The 25,456-nt window shown below is 64.4% G+C and carries 26 protein-coding genes; 15 read left to right on the top strand and 11 right to left on the bottom strand.

The annotated features are described in order from the left end of the window. Positions 1-3 precede the first annotated feature (3 nt). The 5 genes from ABIB99_RS30970 to ABIB99_RS30950 all read left to right on the top strand — a co-directional run bounded on the left by ABIB99_RS30970 (position 4) and on the right by ABIB99_RS30950 (position 5,082). Positions 4-1,089, top strand: coding sequence for an ABC transporter ATP-binding protein (locus ABIB99_RS30970; RefSeq protein ID WP_354179205.1), 1,086 nt, complete (start codon positions 4-6; stop codon positions 1,087-1,089). Further along, positions 1,089-2,063, top strand: coding sequence for a carbohydrate ABC transporter permease (locus ABIB99_RS30965; protein ID WP_166350160.1), 975 nt, complete (start codon positions 1,089-1,091; stop codon positions 2,061-2,063). Before ABIB99_RS30970 ends, ABIB99_RS30965 begins: the two co-directional genes overlap by 1 nt. After that, positions 2,063-2,869: a carbohydrate ABC transporter permease gene (locus tag ABIB99_RS30960; RefSeq protein ID WP_085398529.1), complete on the top strand. Its 807-nt coding sequence runs from the start codon at positions 2,063-2,065 to the stop codon at positions 2,867-2,869. The genes ABIB99_RS30965 and ABIB99_RS30960 overlap by 1 nt, the downstream gene beginning before the upstream one ends. A gap of 10 nt (positions 2,870-2,879) precedes the next feature. Further along, positions 2,880-3,209 carry a DUF2160 domain-containing protein gene (locus tag ABIB99_RS30955; RefSeq protein ID WP_135216342.1) on the top strand — a complete coding sequence of 110 codons (330 nt, stop codon included), beginning with the start codon at positions 2,880-2,882 and terminating at the stop codon, positions 3,207-3,209. 130 nt (positions 3,210-3,339) lie between these two features. Then, positions 3,340-5,082 (top strand): ABC transporter substrate-binding protein, encoded by a 1,743-nt coding sequence (locus ABIB99_RS30950; RefSeq protein WP_247314660.1) that lies wholly within the window; start codon positions 3,340-3,342, stop codon positions 5,080-5,082. Between the two features lie 223 nt (positions 5,083-5,305). Here ABIB99_RS30950 and ABIB99_RS30945 read toward each other — a convergent pair whose 3' ends face one another. The 3 genes from ABIB99_RS30945 to ABIB99_RS30935 all read right to left on the bottom strand — a co-directional run bounded on the left by ABIB99_RS30945 (position 5,306) and on the right by ABIB99_RS30935 (position 8,492). Then, on the bottom strand, positions 5,306-6,406 hold the full coding sequence (locus tag ABIB99_RS30945; protein WP_354179202.1) for an alkene reductase: 1,101 nt from the start codon (positions 6,404-6,406) through the stop codon (positions 5,306-5,308). A 173-nt stretch (positions 6,407-6,579) separates the two neighbouring features. Further along, a complete protein-coding gene (locus tag ABIB99_RS30940; RefSeq protein WP_135216344.1) occupies positions 6,580-7,083 on the bottom strand; it encodes a DUF1993 domain-containing protein in 504 nt (167 codons plus the stop codon). A gap of 107 nt (positions 7,084-7,190) precedes the next feature. Then, on the bottom strand, positions 7,191-8,492 hold the full coding sequence (locus ABIB99_RS30935; RefSeq protein ID WP_247314394.1) for a lytic murein transglycosylase: 1,302 nt from the start codon (positions 8,490-8,492) through the stop codon (positions 7,191-7,193). A gap of 334 nt (positions 8,493-8,826) precedes the next feature. On the opposite strand from ABIB99_RS30935, the gene htpX reads away from it, so the two are divergent. Together htpX and ABIB99_RS30925 are read left to right on the top strand one after the other, a co-directional pair. Then, entirely contained in the window at positions 8,827-9,786 is a 960-nt protein-coding gene (gene htpX / locus ABIB99_RS30930; protein ID WP_354179199.1) for a zinc metalloprotease HtpX, read from the top strand. A 149-nt stretch (positions 9,787-9,935) separates the two neighbouring features. Then, entirely contained in the window at positions 9,936-10,577 is a 642-nt protein-coding gene (locus ABIB99_RS30925; RefSeq protein ID WP_187387797.1) for a tetratricopeptide repeat protein, read from the top strand. A gap of 245 nt (positions 10,578-10,822) precedes the next feature. Here the strand turns inward: ABIB99_RS30925 and ABIB99_RS30920 are convergent, their stop codons facing one another. Beyond that, a complete protein-coding gene (locus tag ABIB99_RS30920; protein ID WP_063985177.1) occupies positions 10,823-11,167 on the bottom strand; it encodes a hypothetical protein in 345 nt (114 codons plus the stop codon). Positions 11,168-11,329: 162 nt separating this feature from the next. Beyond that, a complete protein-coding gene (locus ABIB99_RS30915) occupies positions 11,330-12,136 on the bottom strand; it encodes a hypothetical protein (protein WP_063985176.1) in 807 nt (268 codons plus the stop codon). Between the two features lie 224 nt (positions 12,137-12,360). On the opposite strand from ABIB99_RS30915, the gene ABIB99_RS30910 reads away from it, so the two are divergent. Continuing rightward, complete coding sequence (locus tag ABIB99_RS30910; RefSeq protein ID WP_014497428.1) at positions 12,361-12,654, top strand: antibiotic biosynthesis monooxygenase; 294 nt, start codon at positions 12,361-12,363, stop codon at positions 12,652-12,654. Between the two features lie 209 nt (positions 12,655-12,863). On the opposite strand, the gene ABIB99_RS30905 is transcribed toward ABIB99_RS30910, so the two are convergent. Continuing rightward, positions 12,864-14,309 carry a helix-turn-helix domain-containing protein gene (locus ABIB99_RS30905; RefSeq protein WP_063985175.1) on the bottom strand — a complete coding sequence of 482 codons (1,446 nt, stop codon included), beginning with the start codon at positions 14,307-14,309 and terminating at the stop codon, positions 12,864-12,866. A gap of 241 nt (positions 14,310-14,550) precedes the next feature. Here ABIB99_RS30905 and ABIB99_RS30900 point away from each other — a divergent pair, with 241 nt between their 5' ends. From ABIB99_RS30900 to ABIB99_RS30890, 3 genes are all read left to right on the top strand, one after another. Further along, a complete protein-coding gene (locus ABIB99_RS30900) occupies positions 14,551-16,185 on the top strand; it encodes an isocitrate lyase (protein ID WP_063985174.1) in 1,635 nt (544 codons plus the stop codon). Between the two features lie 30 nt (positions 16,186-16,215). Further along, positions 16,216-16,425, top strand: a complete 210-nt coding sequence (locus tag ABIB99_RS30895; RefSeq protein WP_008137787.1) for a DUF4170 domain-containing protein — start codon at positions 16,216-16,218, stop codon at positions 16,423-16,425. A gap of 183 nt (positions 16,426-16,608) precedes the next feature. Continuing rightward, on the top strand, positions 16,609-17,163 hold the full coding sequence (locus tag ABIB99_RS30890) for a hypothetical protein (protein WP_028148626.1): 555 nt from the start codon (positions 16,609-16,611) through the stop codon (positions 17,161-17,163). Between the two features lie 134 nt (positions 17,164-17,297). On the opposite strand, the gene ABIB99_RS30885 is transcribed toward ABIB99_RS30890, so the two are convergent. Continuing rightward, on the bottom strand, positions 17,298-18,179 hold the full coding sequence (locus ABIB99_RS30885) for a metallophosphoesterase family protein (RefSeq protein ID WP_063985173.1): 882 nt from the start codon (positions 18,177-18,179) through the stop codon (positions 17,298-17,300). Between the two features lie 128 nt (positions 18,180-18,307). Here ABIB99_RS30885 and ABIB99_RS30880 point away from each other — a divergent pair, with 128 nt between their 5' ends. Beyond that, positions 18,308-18,799, top strand: coding sequence for an NUDIX domain-containing protein (locus ABIB99_RS30880; RefSeq protein WP_063985172.1), 492 nt, complete (start codon positions 18,308-18,310; stop codon positions 18,797-18,799). Positions 18,800-18,865: 66 nt separating this feature from the next. Here ABIB99_RS30880 and ABIB99_RS30875 read toward each other — a convergent pair whose 3' ends face one another. The 3 genes from ABIB99_RS30875 to ABIB99_RS30865 form a co-directional block, all read right to left on the bottom strand. Then, entirely contained in the window at positions 18,866-19,270 is a 405-nt protein-coding gene (locus tag ABIB99_RS30875; protein WP_063985171.1) for a VOC family protein, read from the bottom strand. A gap of 55 nt (positions 19,271-19,325) precedes the next feature. After that, positions 19,326-19,706 (bottom strand): DUF2304 domain-containing protein, encoded by a 381-nt coding sequence (locus ABIB99_RS30870; protein ID WP_063985170.1) that lies wholly within the window; start codon positions 19,704-19,706, stop codon positions 19,326-19,328. Positions 19,707-19,770: 64 nt separating this feature from the next. Beyond that, the gene (locus tag ABIB99_RS30865; protein WP_063986636.1) at positions 19,771-20,520 is read right to left on the bottom strand and encodes a glycosyltransferase family 2 protein; all 750 of its coding nucleotides are present in this window, start codon (positions 20,518-20,520) and stop codon (positions 19,771-19,773) included. 124 nt (positions 20,521-20,644) lie between these two features. Between ABIB99_RS30865 and ABIB99_RS30860 the strand changes: the two genes are divergently transcribed. Genes ABIB99_RS30860 through ABIB99_RS30850 form a run of 3 tightly spaced genes read left to right on the top strand, consistent with a single transcriptional unit; the run spans position 20,645 to position 22,899 of the window. Beyond that, entirely contained in the window at positions 20,645-21,817 is a 1,173-nt protein-coding gene (locus ABIB99_RS30860; RefSeq protein ID WP_231144348.1) for a hypothetical protein, read from the top strand. 53 nt (positions 21,818-21,870) lie between these two features. Next, positions 21,871-22,386 carry a GNAT family N-acetyltransferase gene (locus tag ABIB99_RS30855; protein ID WP_354179191.1) on the top strand — a complete coding sequence of 172 codons (516 nt, stop codon included), beginning with the start codon at positions 21,871-21,873 and terminating at the stop codon, positions 22,384-22,386. A gap of 30 nt (positions 22,387-22,416) precedes the next feature. After that, positions 22,417-22,899: a GNAT family N-acetyltransferase gene (locus tag ABIB99_RS30850; protein WP_063986634.1), complete on the top strand. Its 483-nt coding sequence runs from the start codon at positions 22,417-22,419 to the stop codon at positions 22,897-22,899. Between the two features lie 83 nt (positions 22,900-22,982). Here ABIB99_RS30850 and ABIB99_RS30845 read toward each other — a convergent pair whose 3' ends face one another. Continuing rightward, a complete protein-coding gene (locus ABIB99_RS30845) occupies positions 22,983-25,370 on the bottom strand; it encodes a TonB-dependent receptor (RefSeq protein ID WP_354179189.1) in 2,388 nt (795 codons plus the stop codon). Between the last annotated feature and the right edge of the window lie 86 nt (positions 25,371-25,456).

Below are 25,456 nucleotides of genomic sequence, written 5' to 3'. Positions count from 1 at the left end.
GACATGGCCCGCATTGACCTCGTCGATCTCGCCCACTCTTACGGCGGCAATGATGCGCCGCAGGACAGCTTTGCGCTGAAGCCGGTGACCATGACCTGGCGGCAGGGCGGTGCTTACGCGCTGCTCGGCCCGTCCGGTTGCGGCAAGACCACGCTGCTCAACGTCATCTCCGGCATCATCACGCCGTCGCGGGGGAAAATCCTGTTCGACGGCCAGGACATCACACCGCTGTCAACCCAGAAGCGCAACATCGCCCAGGTGTTCCAGTTTCCGGTGATCTACGACACCATGACGGTGGGGCAGAACCTGGCGTTTCCGCTGAAGAACCGCGGCGTGCCGAAGGCCGAGATCGACAAGCGCGTCGCCGAGATCGGCCGCCTGCTCGATCTTGAGCCCTATCTCAATCGCAAGGCGACGCGCCTCACGGCGGATGCCAAGCAAAAAATCTCGCTCGGCCGTGGCCTGGTCCGCTCCGACGTCGCCGCCGTGCTGTTCGACGAGCCGCTGACCGTGATCGATCCCGAGCTGAAATGGCAGCTCCGCTCCAAGCTGAAGGCGCTGCATCGCGAGCTCGACCTGACGATGATCTACGTCACCCACGACCAGACCGAGGCGCTCACCTTTGCCGACACCGTTGTTGTCATGCATGACGGCCGCGTGGTGCAGAGCGGCACGCCCGCCGAGCTGTTCGACAAGCCGGCGCACACCTTCGTGGGCTATTTCATCGGCTCGCCCGGCATGAACATCCTGCCGGCCGAGGTGAAGGGTCGCGAGGCGCGCATCGGCGGGAATGTCATCGCGCTCAACCGCAGCTATGACAACCTGCCTGCCGGCGCCAAGATCGAGATCGGCGTGCGTCCGGAGTTCGTCGATGCCGTCGCGCCCGCACCCGGATTGCTCAGTGCGAAGATCGACCGCATCGACGACCTCGGCCGCATCCGCTTCGCACGCGTCCGCATCGGCGAGGCCAAGATCGCGGCGCGCGCGCCGGCGGGCTTCACCAGCGCGGACGGTACCGCCGGGCTGAAATTCGATCCGGCGCACGTCCACGTCTATGCCGACAGCCTTCTGGTGGAGGGAGCCGCCTGATGGACAAGACCGTCAACCAAAAAGCCTGGTTCCTGGTGCTGCCGGTGTTCCTGGTCGTGGCCTTCTCGGCGGTGCTGCCGCTGATGACGGTCGTGAACTATTCGATGCAGGACACCTTCGGCAACAACCAGTTCTTCTGGAACGGCGTCGGCTGGTTCAAGGAGCTGCTTGATCCCTCGACCGATCTCGGCGGCCGATTCCTCGCCTCGCTCGGCCGCAATCTGTTCTTCTCGATGGTGATCCTCGCGATCGAGGTGCCGCTCGGCATCGTCATCGCGCTGTCGATGCCGCGCCAGGGCTGGACGGTCGCGGCCTGCCTCGTCATCCTCGCGCTGCCGCTGCTGATTCCGTGGAACGTGGTCGGCACGATCTGGCAGATCTTCGGCCGGCCCGACATCGGTCTGATGGGCTATGTGCTCAATGCGATCGGCATCGACTACAACTACGTCTCCAACGCCGTCGATGCCTGGGTTACCGTCATCGTGATGGACGTCTGGCACTGGACCAGCCTGGTCGCGCTGCTGTGCTACGCCGGCCTGAAGTCGATCCCCGAGGCCTATTACCAGGCAGCTCAGATCGACGGCGCCTCGCGCTGGGCCGTGTTCAAGGCGATCCAGCTGCCGAAGATGAACCGCGTGCTCCTGATTGCCGTGCTGCTGCGCTTCATGGACTCGTTCATGATCTACACCGAGCCGTTCGTGGTGACGGGTGGCGGACCCGGCAACTCGACGACCTTCGTGTCGATCGAACTCGTCAAGATTGCGCTCGGCCAGTTCGACCTCGGCAAGGCCGCGGCGCTCTCGCTGGTCTATAATCTGATCATCCTGATCGTCTGCTGGATCTTCTATACCGTCATGACCAATGCCGGCGCCGAACGCAAAGTCCAGGCCGAGACCGAGCCGGCGACGGAGCCCAAGCCTTCGGCCGTGCTCAAGCCCGTGACTGCACTCAAGCCAAAGGAAGGAGTGGCCTGATGCACTCAATTCCCGGCCGCCGCGTCATCATGGCGCTGTTTCTGATCTTCCTATTGTTGCCGATCTACTGGCTCGTCAACATGAGCTTCAAGACCAACGCAGAAATCGTCTCGACGATGACGCTGTGGCCGCATTCCCCGACGCTGCAGCATTACAAGCGCATCTTCACCGACGAGAGCTGGTACTCCGGCTACATCAACTCGCTCAAATACGTCGTCCTCAACACCATCATCTCGATCTCGGTGGCGCTGCCCGCGGCCTACGCGTTCTCGCGCTACCGCTTCCTCGGCGACAAGCACCTGTTCTTTTGGCTGCTGTCGAACCGCATGGCCCCGGCGGCAGTCTATGCGCTGCCGTTCTTCAACCTCTATTCGGCGATCGGCCTGTTCGATACGCCGTGGGCGGTCGCGCTCGCGCATTGCATCTTCAACGTTCCGCTGGCGGTGTGGATCCTCGAAGGCTTCGTCTCCGGCGTGCCGCGCGAGATCGACGAGACCGCCTTCCTCGACGGCTATTCCTTTCCGCGCTTCTTCATCAGGATCCTGGTGCCGCTGATCGCGAGCGGCATCGGCGTCGCCGCCTTCTTCTGCTTCATGTTTTCCTGGGTCGAGCTCCTGCTCGCGCGGACGCTGACCTCGGTGCAGGCAAAACCCATCGCGGCGATCATGACGCGTACGGTATCGGCCGCGGGCATGGACTGGGGCCTGCTGGCCGCAGCCGGCGTGCTTACCATCATCCCGGGCGCCCTCGTGATCTGGTTCGTCCGCAATTACATCGCGAGCGGTTTCGCGCTCGGTCGGGTGTAGGGAGGCATCGATGGAATCTATTGCATGGATGGCCTGGACGCTGCCGACGGCGATCTTCTTCGTGGCGCTCGCCTCCACCCTCGCGGTCATGACTTACCTCGCTGCGGTCTATCCCGAAGCCGAGCGCGTCGGCGTGCTCAGCATTCCGACGACGCGGGGCGACCGCCTCTTCATCTCCCTGATCACGGCGGCCGTCATCCACCTTCTGTGGATCGCCTTCGCCGGCACCGATACACTCGCCACCCTGCCGATCGGCGAGGAAGGTTTTGAGATTTCGAGCCTCTGGCTCGCAAGTGGAATTTCGCTGGCCACGGCCGTGCTCATTTTTCGCACGGTCTGAAGCTCGCGAAGGGACGGCCAGATCCGGGGGCAACCCGGGCCTGTATAAAATTTTGTCGCTGCAACGGAGGAACAACATGCGACAGTTTAGGAGAAGGAAAGGTCCATTGACCAAGAATAGCTTTCTGACCATGTCCAGCGCCGCCGCCATCGTTGCGGTGTCGTTCGCCGTCTCGGCGCCGGTCCGCGCCGCCGACGACGCCGCGATCCAGAAGTGGATTGCGGAATTCCAGCCCTCGACGCTGTCGAAGGACGAGCAGAAGAAGGAGCTGGAGTGGTTCGCCAAGGCCGCCGAGCCCTTCAAGGGCATGGAGATCAACGTCGTCTCCGAGACCATTGCGACCCACGAATACGAGTCGCAGACGCTGGCAAAGGCGTTCTCCGAGCTCACCGGCATCAAGCTCAAGCACGACATCATCCAGGAAGGTGACGTCGTCGAGAAGCTGCAGACGCAGATGCAGTCCGGCAAGAACGTCTATGACGGCTGGATCAACGATTCCGATCTGATCGGCACGCACTTCCGCTACGGCCAGACCATCGCACTGTCGGACTACATGACTGGCGAAGGCAAGGACGTCACCGATCCCCAGCTCGACGTCAACGACTTCATCGGCAAGTCGTTCGGCACCGCGCCGGATGGCAAGCTCTACCAGCTGCCCGACCAGCAGTTCGCGAACCTCTATTGGTTCCGCTACGACTGGTTCACTAACCCCGACTACAAGGCCAAGTTCAAGGCCAAGTATGGCTACGAGCTCGGCGTGCCCGTGAACTGGTCGGCCTATGAGGACATCGCCGAGTTCTTCACGAACGACATCAAGGAGATCAACGGCGTCAAGGTCTACGGCCATATGGACTATGGCAAGAAGGACCCGTCGCTCGGATGGCGTTTCACCGACGCCTGGCTGTCGATGGCCGGCAACGGTGACAAGGGCATTCCGAACGGTCTGCCGGTCGACGAATGGGGCATCCGCATGGAAGGCTGCCGTCCGGTCGGCTCCTCGGTCGATCGCGGTGGCGACACCAACGGTCCGGCCGCGGTCTACTCGATCACCAAGTATCTCGAGTGGATGAAGAAGTATGCTCCGCCGCAGGCCCAGGGCATGACCTTCTCCGAGTCCGGTCCCGTGCCGGCTCAGGGCAACATCGCCCAGCAGATGTTCTGGTATACCGCCTTCACCGCCGACATGGTGAAGCCGGGCATCGCCGTGATGAACGCGGACGGTACGCCGAAGTGGCGTATGGCTCCGTCGCCACACGGTTCGTACTGGAAGGAAGGCATGAAGCTCGGCTACCAGGACGCCGGCTCGCTCACGCTGTTGAAGTCGACCCCGGCTGACCGCCGCAAGGCGGCCTGGCTCTATCTCCAGTTCATCGTCTCCAAGACGGTGTCGCTGAAGAAGAGCCATGTCGGTCTCACCTTCATTCGTGAATCCGACATCTGGGACAAGTCGTTCACCGAGCGTGCGCCGAAGCTCGGCGGCCTGATCGAGTTCTACCGCTCGCCCGCGCGCGTGCAGTGGACCCCGACCGGCAACAACGTGCCTGACTATCCGAAGCTCGCGCAGCTCTGGTGGCAGAACATCGGCGATGCGTCGTCCGGTGCGAAGACGCCGCAAGCTGCGATGGATGCACTCGCGGCCGCTCAGGACTCCGTCATGGAGCGCCTCGAGAAGTCCGGCGTGCAGGGCGCATGCGGTCCGAAGCTGCACAAGAAGGAGACCGCCGAGTTCTGGTACGCCAAGGCCCAGAAGGACGGCACCATCGCGCCGCAGCGCAAGCTCGCCAACGAGAAGCCGAAGGGTGAGACGGTCGACTACGACACGCTGATCAAGTCGTGGCCGGCATCCCCGCCCAAGCGCGCGGAAGCGAAGTAAGCGGCGCATAGCGTCACCAAACACGAAAGGCCGGGAGCGATCCCGGCCTTTTTCTTTTGACGGATGTCGAGAATGGCGATTGTGCCGACTACACACTCGCTGTCATCGCCCGACTTGATCGGGCGATCCAGTATTCCAGAGACGGTCGTGATTGAACCGAAGAGCCGCGGCGTACTGGATGCCCCGCCTTCGCGGGGCATGACAGCGTCATGTGGAGAGGAAATTACTCCGCCGGCTCGGCCGCCAGCGACGGGTAATCCGTGTACCCCTTCGCGCCGCCGCCGTAGAACGTGTTCTTGTCCCAGTCGTTCAGCGCCGCGCCCGTCTTCAGCCGCTCGACCAGGTCGGGGTTGGAGATGAACGGCTTGCCGAAGGCAATGAGATCGGCCGCGTTCGCGTCCAGCACCTTGGTCGCGAGATCGAAGTCGTAGCCGTTGTTGGCGATGTAGGCGCCGGTGAAGCGCTTGCGCAGGCCCGCATAGTCGAACGGCGCGATGTCGCGCGGGCCGCCGGTGGCGCCTTCGACCACGTGCAGATAGACCAGCTTGAGTGCGTTGAGACCGTCGACGATGTGATCGAACAAGGCCTGCGGATTGGAGTCGGAGAGGTCGTTGGCCGGCGTCACCGGCGAGATGCGGATGCCGGTGCGGTCGGCGCCGGCCTCGGCGGCAACTGCCTTGGAGACCTCGAGCATCAGCCGCGCGCGGTTTTCGATGGAGCCGCCGTAAGCATCGGTGCGCTTGTTGGCGCCGTCCCTCGCGAACTGGTCGAGCAGATAGCCGTTGGCGCCGTGGATCTCGACGCCGTCGAAACCGGCCTCGATCGCATTCTTGGTGGCGCGCTTGAAGTCGTCGATGATACCGGGAATTTCAGACAGCTCGAGCGCGCGGGGCTCGGAGACGTCGGCGAAGGTGCCGTTGACGAAGGTCTTGCCCTTGGCGCGAATCGCGCTCGGCGCCACCGGGGCTGCGCCATTGGCCTGGAGATCGACATGCGAGATGCGGCCGACATGCCAGAGCTGGATGAAGATCTTGCCGCCGCGCTCATGCACGCGGTCGGTGACCTTGCGCCAGCCGGCGACCTGGTCCTTGCTGTAGATGCCGGGCGTGTCCTGGTAGCCCTGGCCCTGCTGTGAGATCTGGCTCGCTTCGGTGACCAGGAGACCTGCGGAGGCGCGCTGGCCGTAATAATCGGCGGCAAGCGGGCTCGGCACGAACGTGCCGGGCGCGGCGCGGTTGCGCGTCAGCGGCGCCATCACGAGGCGGTTGGCCAGCGTGATCGGGCCGAGCTTGTAGGTCTCTAGCAATTTGGTCGGACGGCTCATGGGAATGCTTCCAGGCGGTGAGAGATCACGAACACTTGTGCATCGCGACATCAGGCGCAAGTGAGGAGCCATACGGAAAGTGCAGGCGAGCTACGCGGCCTGGCCCGCGTAGCATGATTCATGTGCAATCCCGGCCATGACAGCGGATTTGCGCTGCCACGGCCTGCGATCCCTCAGTTCGCGCCGAGGAAATCGCGCTTGCCGATCTCGATGCCGTTATGACGCATGATGCCGTGAGCGGTGGTGGCGTGGAAATAGAAGTTCGGCAGCGAGACCCCGCTGAAGAACTGCTGGCCCTTGAGCGTCATGGTCCGGTCCGGGCCCGCCGGGAAGGTCACGTCCTTGGTGTCGGCGCCTTCGAACTGCTCCGGCTTGTACGATTTCACGTAGTCGATCGTCTTGGCGAGCCGCTGCTTCAGCTCCTCAAACGTCTTTTCCGTGTCGGGCATCGAAGGCACCTCGCTATGGGTCAGCCTGGCGCAGCCCTTGGCGGCGAAATCGCTGGCGAGCTGGATCTGCTTCGACAGCGGCAGCATGTCCGGGAAGAGGCGCGAGCCGAGCAGGACGCTCGGGTCGATCTTTTTGGCCGCGCAATGCGCCTCGGCTTTGGTGAGCAGGCCGGTCAGGCTGTTCAGCATTTGCAAGTACGCGGGGACGACGGCGTCGTGGAAGGACATGTGATGCTCGCTTGTGAATGGGAAATCTCAGGAGAAACCTGAGCCACTCACATGGGAGCATCACAGAAAATTACAATCGCGAGAGCGGCTTGTGCGGTGCGAAAATTCTACCGGATCATCCCCGCCGGCTGCGCCTGGGCCGTGCCGCCGCGCATCCGCGCGAGCAGCTCGGCGGTCGGCCAGGAATCGGCGGGCAGGCCGTATTTGATCTGCATCGCCTTCACGGCGGCGCGGCTCTGCTGGCCCAGCACGCCGTCGACCTTGCCGACATTGAAGCCGGCCTGGACCAGGAGCTGCTGCAATTGCTTGAGCTCATTGAAAGGCAGTTGCGCGACGGGTTGGGCCGGCTTGCGCATCGGAGCCGCGCCCGCGATGCGGGTGGCGAGATAACCCGCGGTGGTCGAATAGATCAGCGAATTATTCCACTCGGTGTAGGCCGCGAAATTCGCATACGCCATGAAGGCAGGTCCATTGCGTCCCATCGGCAGCAGCACGGACGCCGCGAGATTGTCGTTCGGCAGCGGACGGCCGTCGGGATAGGTGACCCCCAACTGCGCCCATTTCGCGCGCGGCTGCTGCACCGTGAGGTCGGTCTGATCCCAGGGCAGGTTCTGCGGCACCTTGATCTCTTCGAGCCACGGCTCGCCGCGCCGCCACTTCAATCCGTTGGCGATGTAGTTCGCGGTCGAGCCGATCACGTCGTCCTCGCTGCGCAAGAGATCGCGCCGGCCGTCGCCGTCATAGTCGACGGCGTAGTTGACGTAATGCACGGGCAAGAATTGCGTCTGCCCGAGCTCGCCGGCCCAGGAGCCGACCATCTCGTCGGGTGTGAGATCGCCACGGTCGATGATCTTCAGCGCGGCGATGGTCTCGTTCACGAACATCTCCGAGCGGCGGCAGTCATAGGCCAGCGACACCAACGATTTCAGCGTCGGCAGATTGCCCATGTTGACGCCGAAATCGCTCTCGAGGCCCCAGAACGCGGCGATCACCGCCGGCGGCACGCCGTATTCCTTTTCGGCGCGTGCGAACGCAGCCGCGTGGCTCTTGATGTGCTGCTGGCCGTTCTGCATGCGATAGGGCGCGGCCATGCGGCCGGCAAATTCGGTGAAGAGCTGGCCGAACACGCGCTGGCCGCGGTCGCGATTGACGATGCCCTGGTCGTAGACGAGGTAGGGCGAGGCTTCCGATATCGTCCGCTGCGACACGCCGGCGGTAACGGCCTGCTTTTTCACGTCGGCCAGGAAGCGATCGAAGCTCGCGCCATTGTGGCACGAGGCCGCGCGCGGCGACGGGGTTGTGGCTTTGGGCGCAATGGGCTTGGCGGGTGGTGGCGCGAACTGGGCGGAGGCGGGGAGGGCGAAGGCGAGCAGAGCGGCGGCCGCGATCGCAAATCGGGTCTGGAGCATGAGGTTTCCGGCGGGGAGAAGGGCGCGTGTGGAATCTTGTTAAAGCTTAAGTGAATTGAGCGCCTCAAACCATCCCTTCGTCATGGCCGGGCTTGTCCCGGCCATCCACGCCTTTCGGGCCTTGGGTAGAGGAAGAACGTGGATGCCCGGGCCTTCGCCGCGCCGAAGCGGCTTCGGCCGCGCAGGCGGGACAAGCCCGGGCATGACGGAAATGCAATGTTGGGCATAGCCGCGGCCCCGCGACGCACCTTGAAACCTTGCACCCGGGCCGGGGTCATCCCTACCTGAATAGCGCCGGCCGATGGCTCGCCTGCGGCCGCCTTGGGAGACGGCCATGAACTATCTGCGTACCGCAATGCTGCTCGCCGGCCTCACCGCCCTGTTCATGGGCGTCGGCTATCTGATCGGCGGCGCCACCGGCGCCATGATCGCGCTCGTCATTGCCGCCGCGACCAATCTCTTCACCTACTGGAACTCCGACCGCATGGTGCTCCGCATGTACGGCGCCCATGAGGTCGACCGCGCCAGCGCGCCGGAGCTGGTCGGGCTCGTCGCCGAGCTTGCGGGCCGCGCCTCGCTGCCGATGCCGCGTGTGTTCGTAATGGACGAGGCGCAGCCCAACGCGTTCGCGACCGGGCGCAACCCGCAGAATGCCGCGGTCGCCGTCACCACCGGCCTTGTGCATCAGCTCAGCCGCGAGGAACTTGCCGGCGTGATCGCGCACGAGCTCGCACATATCAAGCATCACGACACGCTGCTGATGACTGTTACCGCGACCATTGCCGGCGCGATCTCGATGCTGGCGCAGTTCGGCATGTTCTTCGGCGGCCACCGCGACAACAACAACGGCCCCGGTATCGTCGGCTCGATCCTGATGATGATCCTCGCCCCGATCGGCGCCATGCTGGTGCAGATGGCAATCAGCCGCACCCGCGAATATGCCGCGGACAATCTCGGTGCGCGCATTGCGGGGCAGCCGATGTGGCTGGCGTCGGCGCTGCTGAAGATCGAAGGCGCCGCGCATCAGGTCCCGAATTACGATGCCGAGAGAAACCCCGCGACCGCGCACATGTTCATCATCAACCCGCTGTCGGGCCATGGTGTGGACAATCTGTTCGCCACCCATCCTTCGACGCAGAACCGTATCGCGGCGCTCCAGCAGCTCGCGGCCGAGCTCGGCGCGCAGGCATCTCCGTCGGTCGGCGCCAACGAAAACTATCCGCCGCGGAGCCCGTGGGGGCAGTCGTCCTCACGCGGCCCTTCACCTGGTCCTTCCCGTGGCCCTTGGGGCTGATGCGGAACCGGCCGGAATCGCGCCTGGCTTTGTGACCGGCTTTTGTGACCTGGCGCACACAGGATGGTCCCGGCCGGTGTTAACACCATGGCGAGACTGTTCCTTCGAAAGGGGATGCGTGGCCGGTCCTCTGCCTGCCACGGTCGAAGATGACCAAAGCTGCGGTACCATTGTTGATCGTCCTGGGCGTGCTCATTGGCCTGTCCACGCACACGGTCGTCAATTGCGGGGACGAGGACGAGCCCGACATCTGCTCGGCGGTGATCGGATTCTCGCCGCTGCGGGGATCGCTGATCGCGTTCGCCTATGAAGGGCGCGGACGGATCGCGTTGCGCCACGGCGACTGGCGGCGGGCGATCGCGGATTTCGACGAGGCCATCCACCTCAATCCCAACCGCGCCTCGCTGTATCGCGACCGGGCGCAGGCGCGCCGGCAGAACGGCGACCTGGAGCTTGCCATCGAGGATTACGACGAGGCGATCGCGCATGATCCCAGGCACGCCGCGCCCTATCACCAACGCGGTCTCGCGCTCGCCGCCACCGGCGATCTCGATCGCGCCATCCTGAGCTACAACACGGCGGTCCGTCTCGACCCGTCGGATGCGCAGGCCCGCCTCGACCGCGGCCTTGCATTCCTCGCCCGCGGCCAGGCCGACGACGCACGCGCCGATTTCGAAGCCGCTCTCGCGCTGCCGGCCGGCAAGGACGACCGCACCCGCGACGCAGCCCGCGCCAAGCTCGCCGAGCTCGCGAGCGCCGAGCCGAACCAGGCCCCCGCGCCGAGGCGGTAGAGATATCTAGAGCCGCATTCGCCGCTGCAACCCTCTCCCCTTGCGGGAGAGGGTGGCTCGCCGCGATAGCGGCGAGACGGGTGAGGGGTATCTCTCCACGATTGATCCTCTCGCAGACGAGTACGCGGAAAGAACCCCTCATCCGGCGCCATAGCCGAAGCTTCGCTTCGGCGTTCTTAAGAACGGCGGCCGAAGGCCGCCTATGCCACCTTCTCCCACAAGGGGAGAAGGAAGAAAGTGCGCGCTTACTTCGCTTTCTTGGCTTTGGCCTTCTTCGCCTTTTTCACCGGCTTCTCCTTCGCCTTCTTCTCCACCTTCGCCGGGATCGGCGTGCTGGCGACGAGGCGCATCGAGCGGGCGTAGCTGTCGGCGACGTTGTCGGCGGACATCTGGAGGCGCTTGGCGGCGGCGGTGGCCTGCTCCATCGTGGCCTTGGCCATCATCTTGAAGCGGTCGCCGGTCTCCTTGCCCTTGGCCTTGGCCGCAAGGCCGTTGAAGCGATCCCGGCGCTCCTTGGCGCGGGTCAAAAGGCCCGTATGCAGCTGTCTGGCCAGTTGCCGGATCACGACATCCAGGTCGGCGTCCGCCATGTTGTTCTATCCTCTTAAAACGGTATCGATGCGGGCGGGACTATGCAGATCGGGCCCCGCCTTGGCAATTCCCGGCGGTGCGTCATCCGCAGCTTCCGGTTACCAAACCAAAAAAGCCGCGCATTTTTGCGCGGCTTTCTGGGGTGGCTTGGCGCAGACGCCTTATTTCAGCGAGGCAACCGGTCCGCTCGCCGGTGCCGGATCGGGGTCGAAGCCGAACACGCCGACCAGATATTTGTAATAGTCCGGCATCTTCTCCTTGAGCGCCTCGCGCGACTTCGGGTCGTGGAATTCGCTCTTGCCGGCCAGGAAGATGCTGGCGGTCACGGCAAAGAATTCCATGGGATTCTTCATCGCATAGGATTCCTTGGGCAACAGGTCCTTGGACTTGGCAAGGGCGAAATAGCCGATCACGCCCTTGTTGGCGTAGCCGTCCGGCAACAGCCGCGCGTGATAGGCGTGCAGCAGCTCGTGCAGCAGCACGGCTTCCTTCTCGTAGCGCATCATGTCCGGCCGCAGCATGATCACGCCGAGGCCCGAATCGACCGCGAGGTCGACGGCGTTCGGATTGGTCCAGCGCTGCTTGTCGGGGTCCCAGACCGTCAGCGTCCGGGGTGCGGTGCGCTGGATATCCGGCGTGACCCGGCCGTAGCATGCGGTCGCGGCGCCTTCGTCGAGGCAGGCGAGCTCGCTCGCGACGATCGGAACGGTGTGGAAGAAGCGCAGCACGCGCGGCGACAGGCCGGAAGCCTCGACGACGTCGATCTGCTGCTTCAGATTGTCGGTGAGCTTGTCGACGTCCTTGCGCTCGGAATTCTCCGTCAGGTCGAACATGTAGCCGCGGTAGCTCTGGAAGCCCGGCGGCAGCACCTGCGCTGCCCCGGCCGACGCGTCGAGCGATCCGGCATGGGATGGATTGGCGAAGAGCGCGCCCACAACGGTCGCGGTCAGCAGCAGCGCGGCGCGCATGATGAACCCCCTGATGTCACTTCACCCGGCAGAATAGGCCGCCGCCGTTTGCGAAAAGTGAGTGGGGCGAGACTAAGGCACCGATGTTGAGGCGTGCTTAACCGTTGGTTGCAGATCGCGGGAATGGATTAGTGGCGGGTTAACCAAGCGTGGATTGGTCGCGCGCTTCGGCGTAGGATCGAAGCCGGGCACATGCCCGACAGCAATAGCCGGAGGAGGATGCCATGTATGCCGCCATCCGTCAGGCCAAGGCGAAAAGCGGGAGCGCCGAAGAGCTGGCGCGCCGCATCAAGGACGGCGCCGTTCCGATCATCAGCGACGTCGACGGTTTCCGTGCCTACTACGTCGTCTATGCCGGCGACGACACGGTCACCGCCATCTCCATCTTCGACAAGTTCGAGCAGGCGGAGGAGGCGAACCGGCGAGCGATCGCCTGGATCGAGAAGGATCTGGGGCCGCTGCTCGCAGGGCACGCGAGCGCCGCAGCCGGGCCGGTGATCGTGCATACGCTGGCGTAGGTGGACGGATCGCTCTCGCCTCACACTCAACTGTCATCGCCCGGCTTGACCGGGCGATCCAGTACTCCGAGACGGCTGTGATCGAACCGATAAGCCGCGGCGTACTGGATGCCCCGCCTGCCGCCTACGCTAAAGCTTCGGCGCCCCTGGACCGCAGCCGCGGCGAAGCCTTGGCGTAGCCGGGTCGCGGGGCATGACAGCGGTGTGCCTCACAACTCCCGTGCATTCGAGAACGCGAAACTCGACACCCGTCTTGTCGTCTCATCCAAAATCAGCGTGCGCGTGATCGGCGGCTCGGCGCGCTGGGCGCAGTTTTCGCGTTCGCAGAGGCGGCAGTTGACGCCGATCGGCGTGCCCTCCGTTTTCTCCAAATCCAGGCCGGAGGCGTAGACGAGGCGGGCGGCGTGACGGATCTCGCAGCCGAGGCCGATGGCGAAGCGCGGCTGCGGCAGCGGATGCGGCGCGACGGGGCGTCGCACCATCTGCGCGATCGAGAAATAGCGCGTGCCGTCGGACAGCTCAATCACCTGCTTCAACAGGCGATCCGGCGTGTCGAAGGTCGAGTGCACGTTCCACAACGGACAGGTGCCGCCGAATTTCGAGAACGGGAACGTGCCGGACGAAAAGCGTTTCGACACGTTGCCGGCATTGTCGACGCGCAGCAGGAAGAACGGAATGCCGCGCGCGTTCGGCCGTTGCAGCGTGGTGAGGCGATGGCAGACCTGCTCGAAGCCGGAGTTGAAGCGCTGCGCCAGCACGTGGATGTCGTAGTTCAAGGCCTCCGCCGCGGCGAGGAAGGCCGGGTAGGGCATCATCACGGCCGCCGCAAAATAGTTGGCGAGCGTGATGCGGAACAGGCGGCGTGGCGCGTCGTCGAGCGGGCCGGCGCGGCCGATGATGGTCTCCAGGGCTTGCGCGCATTCGCCCAGGCCCAGCTGGAAGGCGAGCTGGAACGCGCGGCCGGGCGGATCGACCAGCTCGGAGATCAGGAGCTGGCGGCGATGGCGGTCGAAACGCCTGAGCGTCTCGCGCATCACGTCGACCGGCATGATGCGGGTCTGGATCGAATGCTTTTCGCGCAGGCGTGCGGATAGCGCGGCATAGAGCCCTTCGGCCGGCACGTTCAGTTCGTCGCGAAGCGTCTCCGCGGCCTGCTCCAGCTCCGGAAAATAATTGCGGTTGGCCTCGATCAGCTCGCGCACGCGCTCGACGGGATTGGCCTCATAGCGCGTGCCGACGTCGCGGTCGGCCATGTGCGCCGCGGCCAAGGTCTCGCCCTGGCGGGCCTCGGCATAGGCGGCATAGAGCCGTTGCAGCGCATGGGTGACGCCGGGACAGAGCTCGGCAAGGTCGCGCAGTTCCTGCTTGGGAACGTCGATCTGGCGGAACAGCGGATCGGAGAAGATCTCGTTCAGCTCGGCGAAGAAGCGGTCCTCGTCGGCGGTCGCGAGGTCGCGCAGGTCGAGGTCATAGGTCTCGGCCAGCCGCAGCAGGATCTGCGCCGTCACCGGGCGCTGGTTGCGCTCGATCAGGTTGACGTAGCTCGGCGAGATCCCGAGCCCCTCGGCGATCTGGGTCTGCGACAGCCCCAATTGCTGCCGGATCCGCCGGAAGCGCGGGCCGACGAACAGTTTTTTCCCTGATACGGCGGGCATTTTCAGATCTCCCAACGGAATAACAGGCACATCAAGGACAGTCTTGTTGACTCATATTCTTTACAAGATTTACAAAATAACATCTATTACATGTTCTGATGTTACATGACATCACCATTCGAATACAAGGCCTCTGTACGAACTTCGCTTTCTGGCGTTTAGCTCATGACACGCATTTCGCAATGCACTGTCAAAAATGTCGATGACAAGTTGAGTTGTCATCAGCGAAAGGATCGAGCAGATGAATTACCAGCCCCGTGGCATCAACGCCCTGCAGAGCCCGGCCTCGTATCAGAGCGAGATCGAGGCAGCCCAGGCGCTCCTCAAGACCCAGCCGACCTGGAACGGGGTGTCGGCCGAGGCCGTCGCGCGCATGCGCCTGCAGAACCGCTTCAAGACCGGCCTGGACATCGCCCGCTACACCGCGGCTTTGATGCGGGCCGACATGGCGGCCTATGACAACGATCCGACCAAGTACACCCAGTCGCTGGGCTGCTGGCACGGCTTCATCGCGCAGCAGAAGCTGATCTCGGTCAAGAAGCACTTCGGCGGCAAGACCGATCGCACCTATTTGTACCTGTCCGGCTGGATGATCGCGGCGCTGCGCTCCGAATTCGGCCCGCTGCCCGACCAGTCGATGCACGAGAAGACCTCGGTGCCCGCCCTGATCGAGGAGCTCTACACCTTCCTGCGCCAAGCCGACTCGCGTGAGCTGAACGACATCTTCCGCAGCCTCGATAAGGCGCGCAAGGAAGGCGACAAGACCAGGGAGAAGGAGCTGATCGAGAAGATCGACAACTTCCAGACCCATGTCGTGCCCGTCATCGCCGACATCGACGCGGGCTTCGGCAACGCGGAGGCGACCTATCTGCTCGCCAAGAAGATGATCGAAGCGGGCGCCTGCGCGCTCCAGATCGAGAACCAGGTCTCGGACGAAAAGCAGTGCGGTCACCAGGACGGCAAGGTCACCGTGCCGCACGAGGTGTTCCTGGCGAAGATCCGCGCCTGCCGCCACGCGTTCCTCGAGCTCGGCATCGAAGACGGTGTCGTCGTGACCCGTACCGACTCGCTCGGCGCCGGCCTGACGCAGCAGATCGCCGTCAGCCACAAGCCTGGCGACCTCGGTGATCAGTACAACAGCTTCCTGGATTGCGAGGAAATCACGCCGGAGAACGCCCGCAACGGCGACGTCATCATCAACCGTAACGGCAAGATGATGCGTCCGAAGCGGCTGCCTTCCAATCTCTACCAGTTCCGTCCCGGCACCGGCGAAGACCGCTGCGTGCTCGACAGCATCACCTCGCTGCAGAACGGAGCCGACCTGCTCTGGATCGAAACCGAGAAGCCGCATATCGAGCAGATCGCCAAGATGGTCGATCGGATCCGCAAGGTGGTTCCGAACGCGAAGCTCGCCTACAACAACTCGCCGTCGTTCAACTGGACCCTCAACTTCCGTTGGCAGGTCTACGACGCAATGAAGGAAGCCGGCCAGGACGTCAGCAAGTACAACCGTGCCGAGCTGATGAAGCCGGAATACGACGATACGCCGCTGGCGAAGGAAGCCGACGAGCGCATCCGCACCTTCCAGGCCGACTCAGCCAAGCGTGCCGGCATCTTCCATCACCTGATCACGTTGCCGACCTACCACACGGCGGCGCTCTCGACCGACAATCTGGCGAAGGAATATTTCGGCGACCAGGGCATGCTCGGCTACGTGAAGAACGTGCAGCGCGCCGAGATCCGCCAGGGTATCGCCTGCGCCAAGCATCAGAACATGGCCGGCTCCGACATCGGCGACGACCACAAGGAATACTTCGCCGGCGAGGCTGCCCTGAAGGCGGGCGGCGCCCACAATACGATGAACCAGTTCGGCTAACGTACCACGCTATTCGACAGGAGACTGACAATGACCAAAGGCAGCAATTTCTGGGTGATCGGCGGCGAGTTCGGTTCGATGAACTTCCACAAGCTCGTGGAAGGCTCGGCCCAGGTGCAGGGTCCGTTCAAGACCCGCAAGGAAGCCGAGGATGCCTGGCGCTCGGTCTCGGAAGAGAACCGCCACAAGGCCGGCGTCCGCTTCTCGATCGTGGAGGAGCCGTCGCGGGTTTCGGCCTGACAATCTGAACTAAGAAGACGTCCAAGGACGGAGGGTCCCATCCGGCGCAAGCCGGGTGGGATCGTCTGTTTCTGGGACAGGTCAATCGGCTGTGGGCGCCGTAAGTCTCTGGAATTGTGGACCCTTTGCGGAGGGTGTGGTTGCTGATAGGTTAATGGCGTAAAGTCGAGGACGAGGCCGACAATGTCAGAGCCTGAGACCAGCGGGACCCATCCCAGCCAGCCGCGCCCGGTGCGGCTGCGCGACGCGCTGCTGCGCGCACGGATCGAGGCCGCCGACCGGACCGGTGTGGTCGTCGATTTGCGCGACGCGGAGGTGGCGCGGCTGGAGATCCTCAATGACGCGCTCGATCCCCTGTTCGCGCAGGTGCCCGACCAGATCGACCTGTTCGATCGCGGCATCAGCCAGGGCGATACGCCCAGACTCTGGATCGATGTCGTCGCACACATCATGATGGGGCGCGACAAGCGGATGTACCGCTTCGTCCAGGACACCCGCTTCGGCCGCATCGTGCTCGCCGAATCGCACGACACCGCAATGATCGTCGAAGCCGTGACCGACTACGTCGCCCGCCGCATGATCGAGCGCGAGCACGCCATGGTGGTGCCATCAGAGCCGAAGCCCGCGGCCGCCGAGCCGCCGCGCCGCTCGCGCCTCTGGCCGTTCGTGTTCGGATTCATTTTCGGCGCGGCCGCCTTGTTCGGCCTCGCCGTGCTGGCGGCCCTGCGGAGCTGGTGAGACGCTCGCCGTCGTCATTGCGAGCGCGGCGAAGCAATCCAGGAATCTTTCCGCGGAGAAACTCTGGATTGCTTCGCGGAGCCTGTCATCGGGCCGCGCTTCGCGCGGACCCGTTGGCTCGCAATGACGGCGAACTAGATCAACCTTGCCTGCTTGATCTGCCGGATCTGAAATCCGGACCCGAGGCCCCGCACCGTCTGCTCGCAGCGCCAGCCGGCATTGTCTTTCTCGATCGTGAACAGGTTATACGCTGCCGCCGGGTAGCGCCCGTGGGCGAGCGCGGAGGCCGACGGCACGCCGACCGCGGGGATGTTGCCGTTGGGGCCCTCGAACCACATCGTCGAATGAATGTGGTCGTGCCCGTGCAGGATCAGCTCGACGCCGTGGCGCTTGATCAGTCCCAGCAGCGCACCCGCATCGGTCATCCGTTTCTGGCGCGCGCCGGACTTCAGGGGATGATGCACCAGCAGCACGCGGAAGGCGTCCTCGGCGGCGAGGCGGTCGAGGACCGCTTCGAGGGATGCGAGCTGATCGCGGCCGAGCGTACCCGTCGCCATCAGGGGCAGGGTCGGCACCGCCGTGGACAGGCTGATCAGCGCGAGCGGCCCGCGCCGGCGCAGCGAAGGAAAGCCGATGCTGCCGTCGTCGCCCGCAAGATAGGGTGCAAAGATCTCGCCGAATCGGTGAGAGGTGGCGTGGACATAGGCATCGTGATTGCCGGGAATGGTGGTGACGCGGTCGGGCGGACCGACGCCGTCGAGCCAGGCGCGCGCCGGCGCGAACTCCGCCTCCAGCGCCAGATTGACGAGATCGCCTGTGACCGCGATGTGGTCGGGCGTCTGCGCCTGGACGTCGGCGACGAGCGCGTCGAGTACCTCGCGGCGCTGGTATTTGTGGCGGTTGCGCGTCCAGTTGACGTAGCCGAGCGCGCGCTTGCCGGCGAGCTCGATCAGCCGTGGCTTCGGCAACGGGGGCAGATGCGGGTCGGACAGATGGGCGAGCGTGAAGGGGGCCATGGCGCGCGATTGCCTCGCTATTCGTCCGCTGTAATGGCAAGGTCGCGAGGACTGTGCAAGCGGGGCCCGGGCAGGGGCCTCTTGGGAGTCTTCTCGGGAGTTTTCTTGGGAGTTTCTTTGGGAGCCTGATGGGGGATCGCCTGAACAGCGTCCGACGGACATTCGAACCGCTGCTGCGGCGAATCTTCCACGCCTATTTCCTGCTTGTCCGCGGCATGACGCTCGGCGTTCGCGCCGTGGTGCTGGATTCCGAGAACCGCGTGTTCCTGGTCAGGCACAGCTACATCTCCGGCTGGTATCTGCCCGGCGGCGGCGTCGATCTCGGCGAGACCATGGAGCAGGCGATGCGGCGCGAGCTCAAGGAGGAAGGGGACATCGATCTCACCAGTGACGCGGTGCTGCACGGTATCTTCCTCAACAGCCACGTCTCCCGCCGCGACCACGTCGCGGTCTATGTCGTCAGGCAGTTCAAGCAGGATCGCCTCCCTGAGCCCAACCACGAGATCGTCGAATGCGGATTCTTCGCGATCAATGCGCTGCCCGAGGGCACCACACACGGCACGCGGCAAAGGCTCGCGGAAGTGCTGGACGGCAAGCCGCTGATCGCGACGTGGCGTTAAAGGAATTTGCCGCTTTAGCGATGTGACGTTGAAGCGATGTGACGTCGAAGCGGCCTGGCCGAATCCTCAAGCCCGAACCGGCTGCCCGATCCCCAGCAGGTTGCCTTCGCTGTCGCGGAACCAGGCGCCCCGCTCACCAGTACCCTTGCTCGGATAGTTTCCCGCGATCTCCGCAATTCCATCGACGGTCTTCAAGCTGGGCAAATCATAGTCCTCGAACGCCACGCCGCGTGTGCGAAGTTCGCGCACAGTTGCCTCGATATCCTCGACTTCCCACCCCATTTGCGTGTGCGTGCCGGATTGCGTGCCGGCCGAGACGAATATCGCAAACTCGCCGGCCGCACAGACGTAACGGAGCCCACCCTCGCGCTGTTCGACCGGCTCGAGCCCGAGCTTTTCCGAATAGAACGCCCGCGCACGGTCGAGGTCTTTGGCTGGAAGCCGGGTTGCCACCTTCGCGTTCTTCAGCATGCCCGCTCTCCCTGTCTTTGCCTCGCGACGACGCTGGATTTCCTCGGCTACGCGCTCATGACTCGACGCCCTGACGGCCCTGCTTCGCCTGCAGCTCCAGCACCAGCAGGCTCTGCTCCTGGATCAGCGCGCAGTTCTGCCGCTCCAGCCTGTGCAGTCGCGCCGTCATGTTGTGCATGAACGCGAACACCACCAGGAACAGGGCGCCGAACATCACGACGAACGGAAACACGACGCCGGTCAGATGGCTGACCAGATAAGCCAGTGTCGGAAACAGCGTGAAGCCCGCGGGGATGATCGCCACCATGGACAGCATCAGGAAGTCATAGAGATCGAACTTGCCCTGCATCGTCTTGCGCAGCAGCACCAGCATGTAGATCAGCGCAAAGGCGGAGACGACGACGACCGTCTCCGGACTTGGAAGGGCATCTGTCACGGCTGCCTCCTCAGAATGTTCGACGAGATGATGAGACCACAAATCGGAACGGGGACGCTCGGCGTCATGACGCCCTCACGAGGCGCGCGAGCAGGATATAACCGAGGACGCGGATCATGTAGCTCGCCGACTTCAATCCGTCGATCGAGCTGACGCCGGTCTCCCGCGCCCGCATCTCGACCGGAACTTCGCTGACCGTGAGGCCTGCGCGCATGGCCCAGGCCAGCGAGATCGGCTCCGGAAAATCCGTCGGATACGCTTTTGCGAAGAAGGCGATGGCGGAACGGTCGAGCAAACGCATGCCGCTGGTCGGATCGGTGATGCGGCCGCCGCTGAAGAGGCCGTTGAGCGCAAGCACGATCAGCCTGATGCCGGCGCGCCGCATGCGCGTGGAGCAGAAACCGGCATGGTCGATGAAGCGGCTTCCGATGGTGATGTTGGTCGGGTCGTTGCGATAGGCCTCCAGAAGCGTCTCGATGGCGCGCGGATCATGCTGCCCGTCGCCGTCGATCTGGATGCAGAAATCAAAATCCTGACGCGCCGCGTATTTGATGCCGGTCTGCACGGCGCCGCCGATGCCGAGATTCTGCGCGAGGCGGGCGACCGGCGAGCGGCAGCTTGCCACCGCGGACGTCGCGTCCGACGAGCCGTCGTCGACGACCAGGGTGTGGTAGCCGCGGCCGGTCGCCGCGATCTCGCTCAGCAGGCCGCCGACCGAGGCCTCCTCGTTGAAGCAGGGAATGATGATGAGGACGCGCGACGTGCCCTGCTGCGGTGCGGCAGCACCGTTGCGGCACGTGTCAGTTGAACCCAAGCCCAGTCCCATATCGGCCACGTCCGCCTCACCTCCAGAATCCCCACTTTGCTATACTTGCCGGTGCTTTTCCTGTACAGGCGGCGGGCCATTTCAAGCTGCGGGGGCCGCCCGGCGAATGCCGATGAGAGCTGTCAAAGTATTTTTTTCAATTGTGTTTCTGGCAATTCTGGCCAGCAACATCAGGCTGACCTCGCATTGGAGCGAGAGCCGCGGCGTCTATGACGACATCTGCTATCTCAGGCAGGCGCATCTGTTTCAGCGCTTCGGCTGGCAAGGGCTCGACACCAGTCTCGCCCGTGAAACCGACGGCTATCTCGCGGCCAAGTTGCGCAGTATCGATTTTCCGAACTGGAACGAACCGACGCGGGCACCCTGCCACACCCAGACTGCCGACGGCAGCAAATGGGTGATGACGCCGCCGCCGGGCACGGGCTTCGTGCTGGCGCTGTTCCCGGAGGGGTTCCAGGTCGTTCCGCTCTATATGCTGGCCAACGCGATCGTCGCCGGCCTTGCGCTGTTCGGCTTGTGGCGGGCGCAGGAGAAGGTCGGCTTGACGCTCGCCGCATTGCTCGGCGCGCTCTCGATCTACTTCATGATCAATCCGACGAAGGCGAGCTATTCGATGGCGCCGACCATGGTCGTCTGCGCGCTGGCGGGTCTGTTCACCGCAAGACTGTTCGTCGATGAAGGCCGGCGCCGCCTGCTGATGGTCGCTGCCGTCGGCGTGCTGCTCGGCCTGTCCGCGAGCTTTCGGATCGCCAACGTGGTTCTGTCGGCCGGCTATTTCCTGTTCTTCGGATTGTCCTTCCTGATCCGGCGTAACCGCGAGACGTTCGTTTCGGGTCTCGCGCTCGGCCTTTCGTTCCTCGTCGGGCTGTTGCCGGTGTTCGCGGCGAACCTGGTCAATTCAGGCAATCCGCTGGTCTCGGCCTATGGCGGCCAGGATACGGCCCCGCCGAGCCTCGACCCGGCCGTGCTGCTGGCCTATCTCCGCGACACGCAGTTCCCGTTGATCGTGATCGCCTGCGTCGGGACCGCGCTGTTGTGGCGCTACGCCGGCCATGGTGGCGTCAGGAAACTCGCGTTGCTGGTGGCGGGCAATCTCGCGCTGAATCTGGCGTTCTTTGCCACGCATCCGGTCTTCACGCAGTACTATGTCATCCCGATCCTGATGCTGTCGCTCTGGACGCTGCTGTTCGCGGCGGTCCTCAGTCGCGGTCCGGCACAGGGTTTTATCGCCCACGAGGCCGATGGACCGCGGCCGTCTGAGATGTTATCCCGCATCTCGCATTGACGCGTTTTCCTGACGCGAACCTGAAACCACTTCGCTCGAAGACGCATGCCGACATGACCGATCTCTCGCTCACCATCCTTCCGGAAGCCGCCGGCGACGCCCAGGCGATCGAACGGCTGCACGAGCGCACCTTCGGCCCCGGCCGTTTCGTGCTCAGCGCTTACCGCATTCGCGAGCATGTCGACCATCTGCTCGATGTGTCTTTCACCGCCCGCATCGGTACGCTGCTGGTCGGCTCGGTCAGGCAATTGCCGGTGCTGGTCGGCGAAACGCAGGCCCTGCTGCTCGGACCGCTCACCGTCGAGCCGCCGTTCCGCGACCGCGGCATCGGCCGTCTCCTGATGGAGCGCGCGCTGAAGGACGCCAAGGAGAAAGGTCACCGCCTGGTGCTGCTGGTCGGCGACGAGCCCTATTACAGCCGCGTCGGCTTCAAGCCGGTGCCGAAGGGCCGCGTCACCATGCCGGGCCCGGTCGACGCCGCGCGCGTGCTGGTGTTCGAGCTCGTCGACGGCGCTTTCGAGGGCGTGTCGGGGCAGGTAACGCCTGACTGGAGCAAGGCGCGAGGCTAGGGCTACGATACCTCTTGCGGAGTATCCATGATGCAGGTGCGGCCCGCTGATGCCGGTGAAGTCGATCATCTCGCTCAGCTGTGGCACGATGCCTGGCATGGGTCGCATGCCTCGCTTGCGCCGCAAGAACTGGTCCGCCTTCGCACGCTCCCGAATTTTCGCGATCGGCTGGCGGTCATGCTTCCCGACATCCGCGTCGTCGGCCCGGCCGGCGCGCCGCTCGGCTTCTGCGCCGTCAGGGCTGACGAATTGTATCAGCTCTTCGTATCGCCGAAGGCGCACGGCGCGGGCGTGGCCGCGGCGCTGATCTCCGACGCAGAGGCCCGCCTTGCCGCGCGCGGCGTGGAGCTGGCGTGGCTCGCCTGCGCCGTCGGCAACGCGCGCGCTGCGCGGTTCTACGAGAAGAGCGGTTGGCGCAACGCCGGCACCTTCGTGATGATGACGGACACCTCGAACGGGCCGTTCCCCGTCGATCAATGGCGCTTCGAGAAGCGGCTGACGCGCAGCCCGTAGCCCGGATTTCGCTCCGCTCCATCCGGGCTACGGTTCACTCAACGCGCATGTGCCGGGGCCCGCGGGCCCCGGCTGTCGCAAGGCTAGAACTTGAAGTTGGCAAACGCCCGCACGCCGATGCCGGGCATCAGAACCTCGTCCTTGGTGTAGGACACCGAGTTGCGGATGTTTTCGTTGAGGAGATTGTTGCCGACGATGCCGGCCGTCATCTCGCGCGCGCCGAACAGACGCGGATCGAGCTTGGTCTTGTAGCTGACCTCGGCCTTCAGCAGATTGTAGCCCGGCGTCGGCGTCTCCGCGATCACGGCGACGTTGTTCTGCGCGAAAGCGTGCAACAGGTTGACGCGCATCAGCCAGTTGTCGTCGCGCCAGAACACGCCGCCGCCTATCCGCAGCGGCGGAATGCGCGGCACGTTGGTGCCGTCGGTGAAGGTGGCGCGCACCACGTCGAACTGGTTCTCGATGCCCCAGATGCCGCCCTGGAATGCGCCGACGTCGAGCTGCGACTGGAATTCGCCGCCGCGGAAATTGGCATTGCGTTGCGAATAGACGGCCTGGTTCAACTCGGCGCCCGGCGTGCCGCAGGACGCAAAACTGTCGTCGCACATCACGCCGGTGAGGCGGCGAAAGATGAAATTGTCGAAATGCGTGTAGTAGACGGTCGCCTCGAACCGGAACGGCCCCGTCGCCTTGCGAAGTCCAACCTCGACCGACTCAGCGGTCTCGATCGTGAGGTTCGGATTGCCGATGTCGAACGTCGCGGTCGCATCATGCGCACCGCGCGAGAACAGTTCGGCCGGCTTCGGCGCGCGCTCGACATATTGTGCGGTGATGCTGCCGACCATGCCGCCCGGCAGGTCCTGCAACAGGCCGATGCTGCCGCTCTTCGGCGTGAAGGACGGATTGCGTGCGATGCCCACCTGCGGCGTGCCGTCGGGTAGATAATCCGGCGGGAAGTTCGGCGTCGTGCCGTGCAGCTCGACATGCTCGATGCGGCCGGCGATCTGGGCTCGCGTCGCGTCCGTGAACTTGAACTCGTTGAAGGCGTAAGCGGCAACGCGGGTGTTGTTGTTGGGGTCCCACAGGCCGTTGAACAGCGTACCGGGATTGTCAGGGCTCGGCGCGGTCAATTCCTGATGGCCGACCTGAAAGCCCAGCGCCGTCGTCACCTCGGCGAAGCGCGCGTTGAACGGCATCAACTGCACCTCGGTGCGGATCTCCTGCTCCTTGTTGGTGAAGGTCTGCCGCACACCGTCGGTGTTGGGATCGGCGGGATCGGCAAGGCCGATCTCGTTGTGTCGATAATCCGTGGCGCCAGCCCAGAAGCGGATGGTGTCGATCGCGGCGGCATCGGGCCGGTACTCGCCCTTGACGTTGATCTTGGTCTGGTGCGCGTCGATCCGGGTGTTGTGGTCGGCGCCGTCGATGCCGGGGATATGGTAGAGCGAGTCGTTCTGCGTGATCGACGCGCCGATATAGCCGCCCTGGAAGAAGTAGGAGCCGCCGATCGAGGCGCCGTCCGTGCGCGACGCCGAATTGGGCTGGCGCCCGTTTGTGATGGTCCGGGTCTGGTCGGTCAAATAGGGGTAGCTCGGGATGCCGTAATCCGTCGTGTTGCGGCCGTAGACGTCGGCATGGAACGCGAAATTGCCGGCGCCGGTGTCGAGCAGCACGCCGCTCTCGACACCGCGATCGACCGAGCTGAACGCGGAACGCGTCTCGGCCGTGACGCAGGGCGATGTCCCGGCGGTTGCGAGTGGCGCCTTCACCGGCATGCCATAACTCTGGAACGGCTGGGCACCGCAGGTTGGCAGCGCGTCCGGAATCCGGTTGTTGGTCGCGCTGACGACGCCGCCGATCGAGGTCGAGCCGTAGCGCAAGGCGGCCGGCCCGCGCACCACCTCGACCTGGTTGGTCGCGAGCGTATCGATCGGGACGAAGTGATCCTCGCCGAGATCGGATGCGCCGTTCGCATTGGTGCCGTTCTCGACGATGCCGACGCGGTTGACGTCGAGGCCCCGGATGATCGGCCGGCTGGAGGCGCCAGGTGCAAAGCTCGAGCCGGTGATGCCGGGCTTGGAGAACAGCAGATCGCCGAGCTGGCCGCCGCCCTCGCGGCGGATCTCCTCGTTCGGCACCACGGTGACGGTGGCGAACTGGTTGGTGACGATCGGCAGCACGCCCTGCTGGGGCGCGGCGGCCGTCGCTGGCCCTGCCGGCGTTACTTCGGCCGCGCGTTGCTGGCCGCGCGACCGTCCGGTGCGCGCGACATGGACCGGGCTGCGGGTCGGCACCACCCTGCGCACGATCGGGCTCGGCGCCGTCACGGTGACGGCGGGGATCTCGGTCGATGATTTATCTTGCGCAGGCTGTTGTACCGGCTCTTGGGCGAGCGCCGATGTGGCGGCGGCGCCGAGCAGGAGCAGGCTTGCTCCACCCAGACGCTGCGCGCGTCGCAATTCAAATGACATAGTCCTGATTCCAGTCAGGCGCCGTCCGCAAGATTTGGTGTTGATCGGAGGCGGCCTGCCGTCGCAGCGCGACGGAATTCGACTTC

This window comes from Bradyrhizobium sp. LA6.1, assembly GCF_040547805.1.
Taxonomy (GTDB): domain Bacteria; phylum Pseudomonadota; class Alphaproteobacteria; order Rhizobiales; family Xanthobacteraceae; genus Bradyrhizobium; species Bradyrhizobium barranii.
Note: the sequence above shows the minus strand (reverse complement) of the source record. Positions and strands in the feature narration are given on the sequence as shown.

Bases quoted from the DNA above. Each gene is read 5' to 3' on its own strand.
- ABIB99_RS30895 (WP_008137787.1), top strand. From the start codon at position 16,216: ATGACCAAAGGCAGCAATTTCTGGGTGATCGGCGGCGAGTTCGGTTCG.
- ABIB99_RS30885 (WP_063985173.1), bottom strand. From the start codon at position 18,179: ATGGCCCCCTTCACGCTCGCCCATCTGTCCGACCCGCATCTGCCCCCG.
- ABIB99_RS30915 (WP_063985176.1), bottom strand. From the start codon at position 12,136: ATGCGCGCCGCGCTGCTGCTGACCGCGACCGTTGTGGGCGCGCTCTTC.
- ABIB99_RS30935 (WP_247314394.1), bottom strand. From the start codon at position 8,492: ATGCTCCAGACCCGATTTGCGATCGCGGCCGCCGCTCTGCTCGCCTTC.
- ABIB99_RS30965 (WP_166350160.1), top strand. From the start codon at position 1,089: ATGGACAAGACCGTCAACCAAAAAGCCTGGTTCCTGGTGCTGCCGGTG.
- ABIB99_RS30945 (WP_354179202.1), bottom strand. From the start codon at position 6,406: ATGAGCCGTCCGACCAAATTGCTAGAGACCTACAAGCTCGGCCCGATC.
- ABIB99_RS30875 (WP_063985171.1), bottom strand. From the start codon at position 19,270: ATGCTGAAGAACGCGAAGGTGGCAACCCGGCTTCCAGCCAAAGACCTC.
- htpX (WP_354179199.1), top strand. From the start codon at position 8,827: ATGAACTATCTGCGTACCGCAATGCTGCTCGCCGGCCTCACCGCCCTG.
- ABIB99_RS30890 (WP_028148626.1), top strand. From the start codon at position 16,609: ATGTCAGAGCCTGAGACCAGCGGGACCCATCCCAGCCAGCCGCGCCCG.
- ABIB99_RS30880 (WP_063985172.1), top strand. From the start codon at position 18,308: ATGGGGGATCGCCTGAACAGCGTCCGACGGACATTCGAACCGCTGCTG.
- ABIB99_RS30955 (WP_135216342.1), top strand. From the start codon at position 2,880: ATGGAATCTATTGCATGGATGGCCTGGACGCTGCCGACGGCGATCTTC.
- ABIB99_RS30940 (WP_135216344.1), bottom strand. From the start codon at position 7,083: ATGTCCTTCCACGACGCCGTCGTCCCCGCGTACTTGCAAATGCTGAAC.
- ABIB99_RS30850 (WP_063986634.1), top strand. From the start codon at position 22,417: ATGCAGGTGCGGCCCGCTGATGCCGGTGAAGTCGATCATCTCGCTCAG.
- ABIB99_RS30910 (WP_014497428.1), top strand. From the start codon at position 12,361: ATGTATGCCGCCATCCGTCAGGCCAAGGCGAAAAGCGGGAGCGCCGAA.
- ABIB99_RS30950 (WP_247314660.1), top strand. From the start codon at position 3,340: ATGTCCAGCGCCGCCGCCATCGTTGCGGTGTCGTTCGCCGTCTCGGCG.
- ABIB99_RS30960 (WP_085398529.1), top strand. From the start codon at position 2,063: ATGCACTCAATTCCCGGCCGCCGCGTCATCATGGCGCTGTTTCTGATC.
- ABIB99_RS30925 (WP_187387797.1), top strand. From the start codon at position 9,936: ATGACCAAAGCTGCGGTACCATTGTTGATCGTCCTGGGCGTGCTCATT.
- ABIB99_RS30855 (WP_354179191.1), top strand. From the start codon at position 21,871: ATGACCGATCTCTCGCTCACCATCCTTCCGGAAGCCGCCGGCGACGCC.
- ABIB99_RS30860 (WP_231144348.1), top strand. From the start codon at position 20,645: ATGAGAGCTGTCAAAGTATTTTTTTCAATTGTGTTTCTGGCAATTCTG.
- ABIB99_RS30970 (WP_354179205.1), top strand. From the start codon at position 4: ATGGCCCGCATTGACCTCGTCGATCTCGCCCACTCTTACGGCGGCAAT.
- ABIB99_RS30900 (WP_063985174.1), top strand. From the start codon at position 14,551: ATGAATTACCAGCCCCGTGGCATCAACGCCCTGCAGAGCCCGGCCTCG.
- ABIB99_RS30905 (WP_063985175.1), bottom strand. From the start codon at position 14,309: ATGCCCGCCGTATCAGGGAAAAAACTGTTCGTCGGCCCGCGCTTCCGG.
- ABIB99_RS30845 (WP_354179189.1), bottom strand. From the start codon at position 25,370: ATGTCATTTGAATTGCGACGCGCGCAGCGTCTGGGTGGAGCAAGCCTG.
- ABIB99_RS30920 (WP_063985177.1), bottom strand. From the start codon at position 11,167: ATGGCGGACGCCGACCTGGATGTCGTGATCCGGCAACTGGCCAGACAG.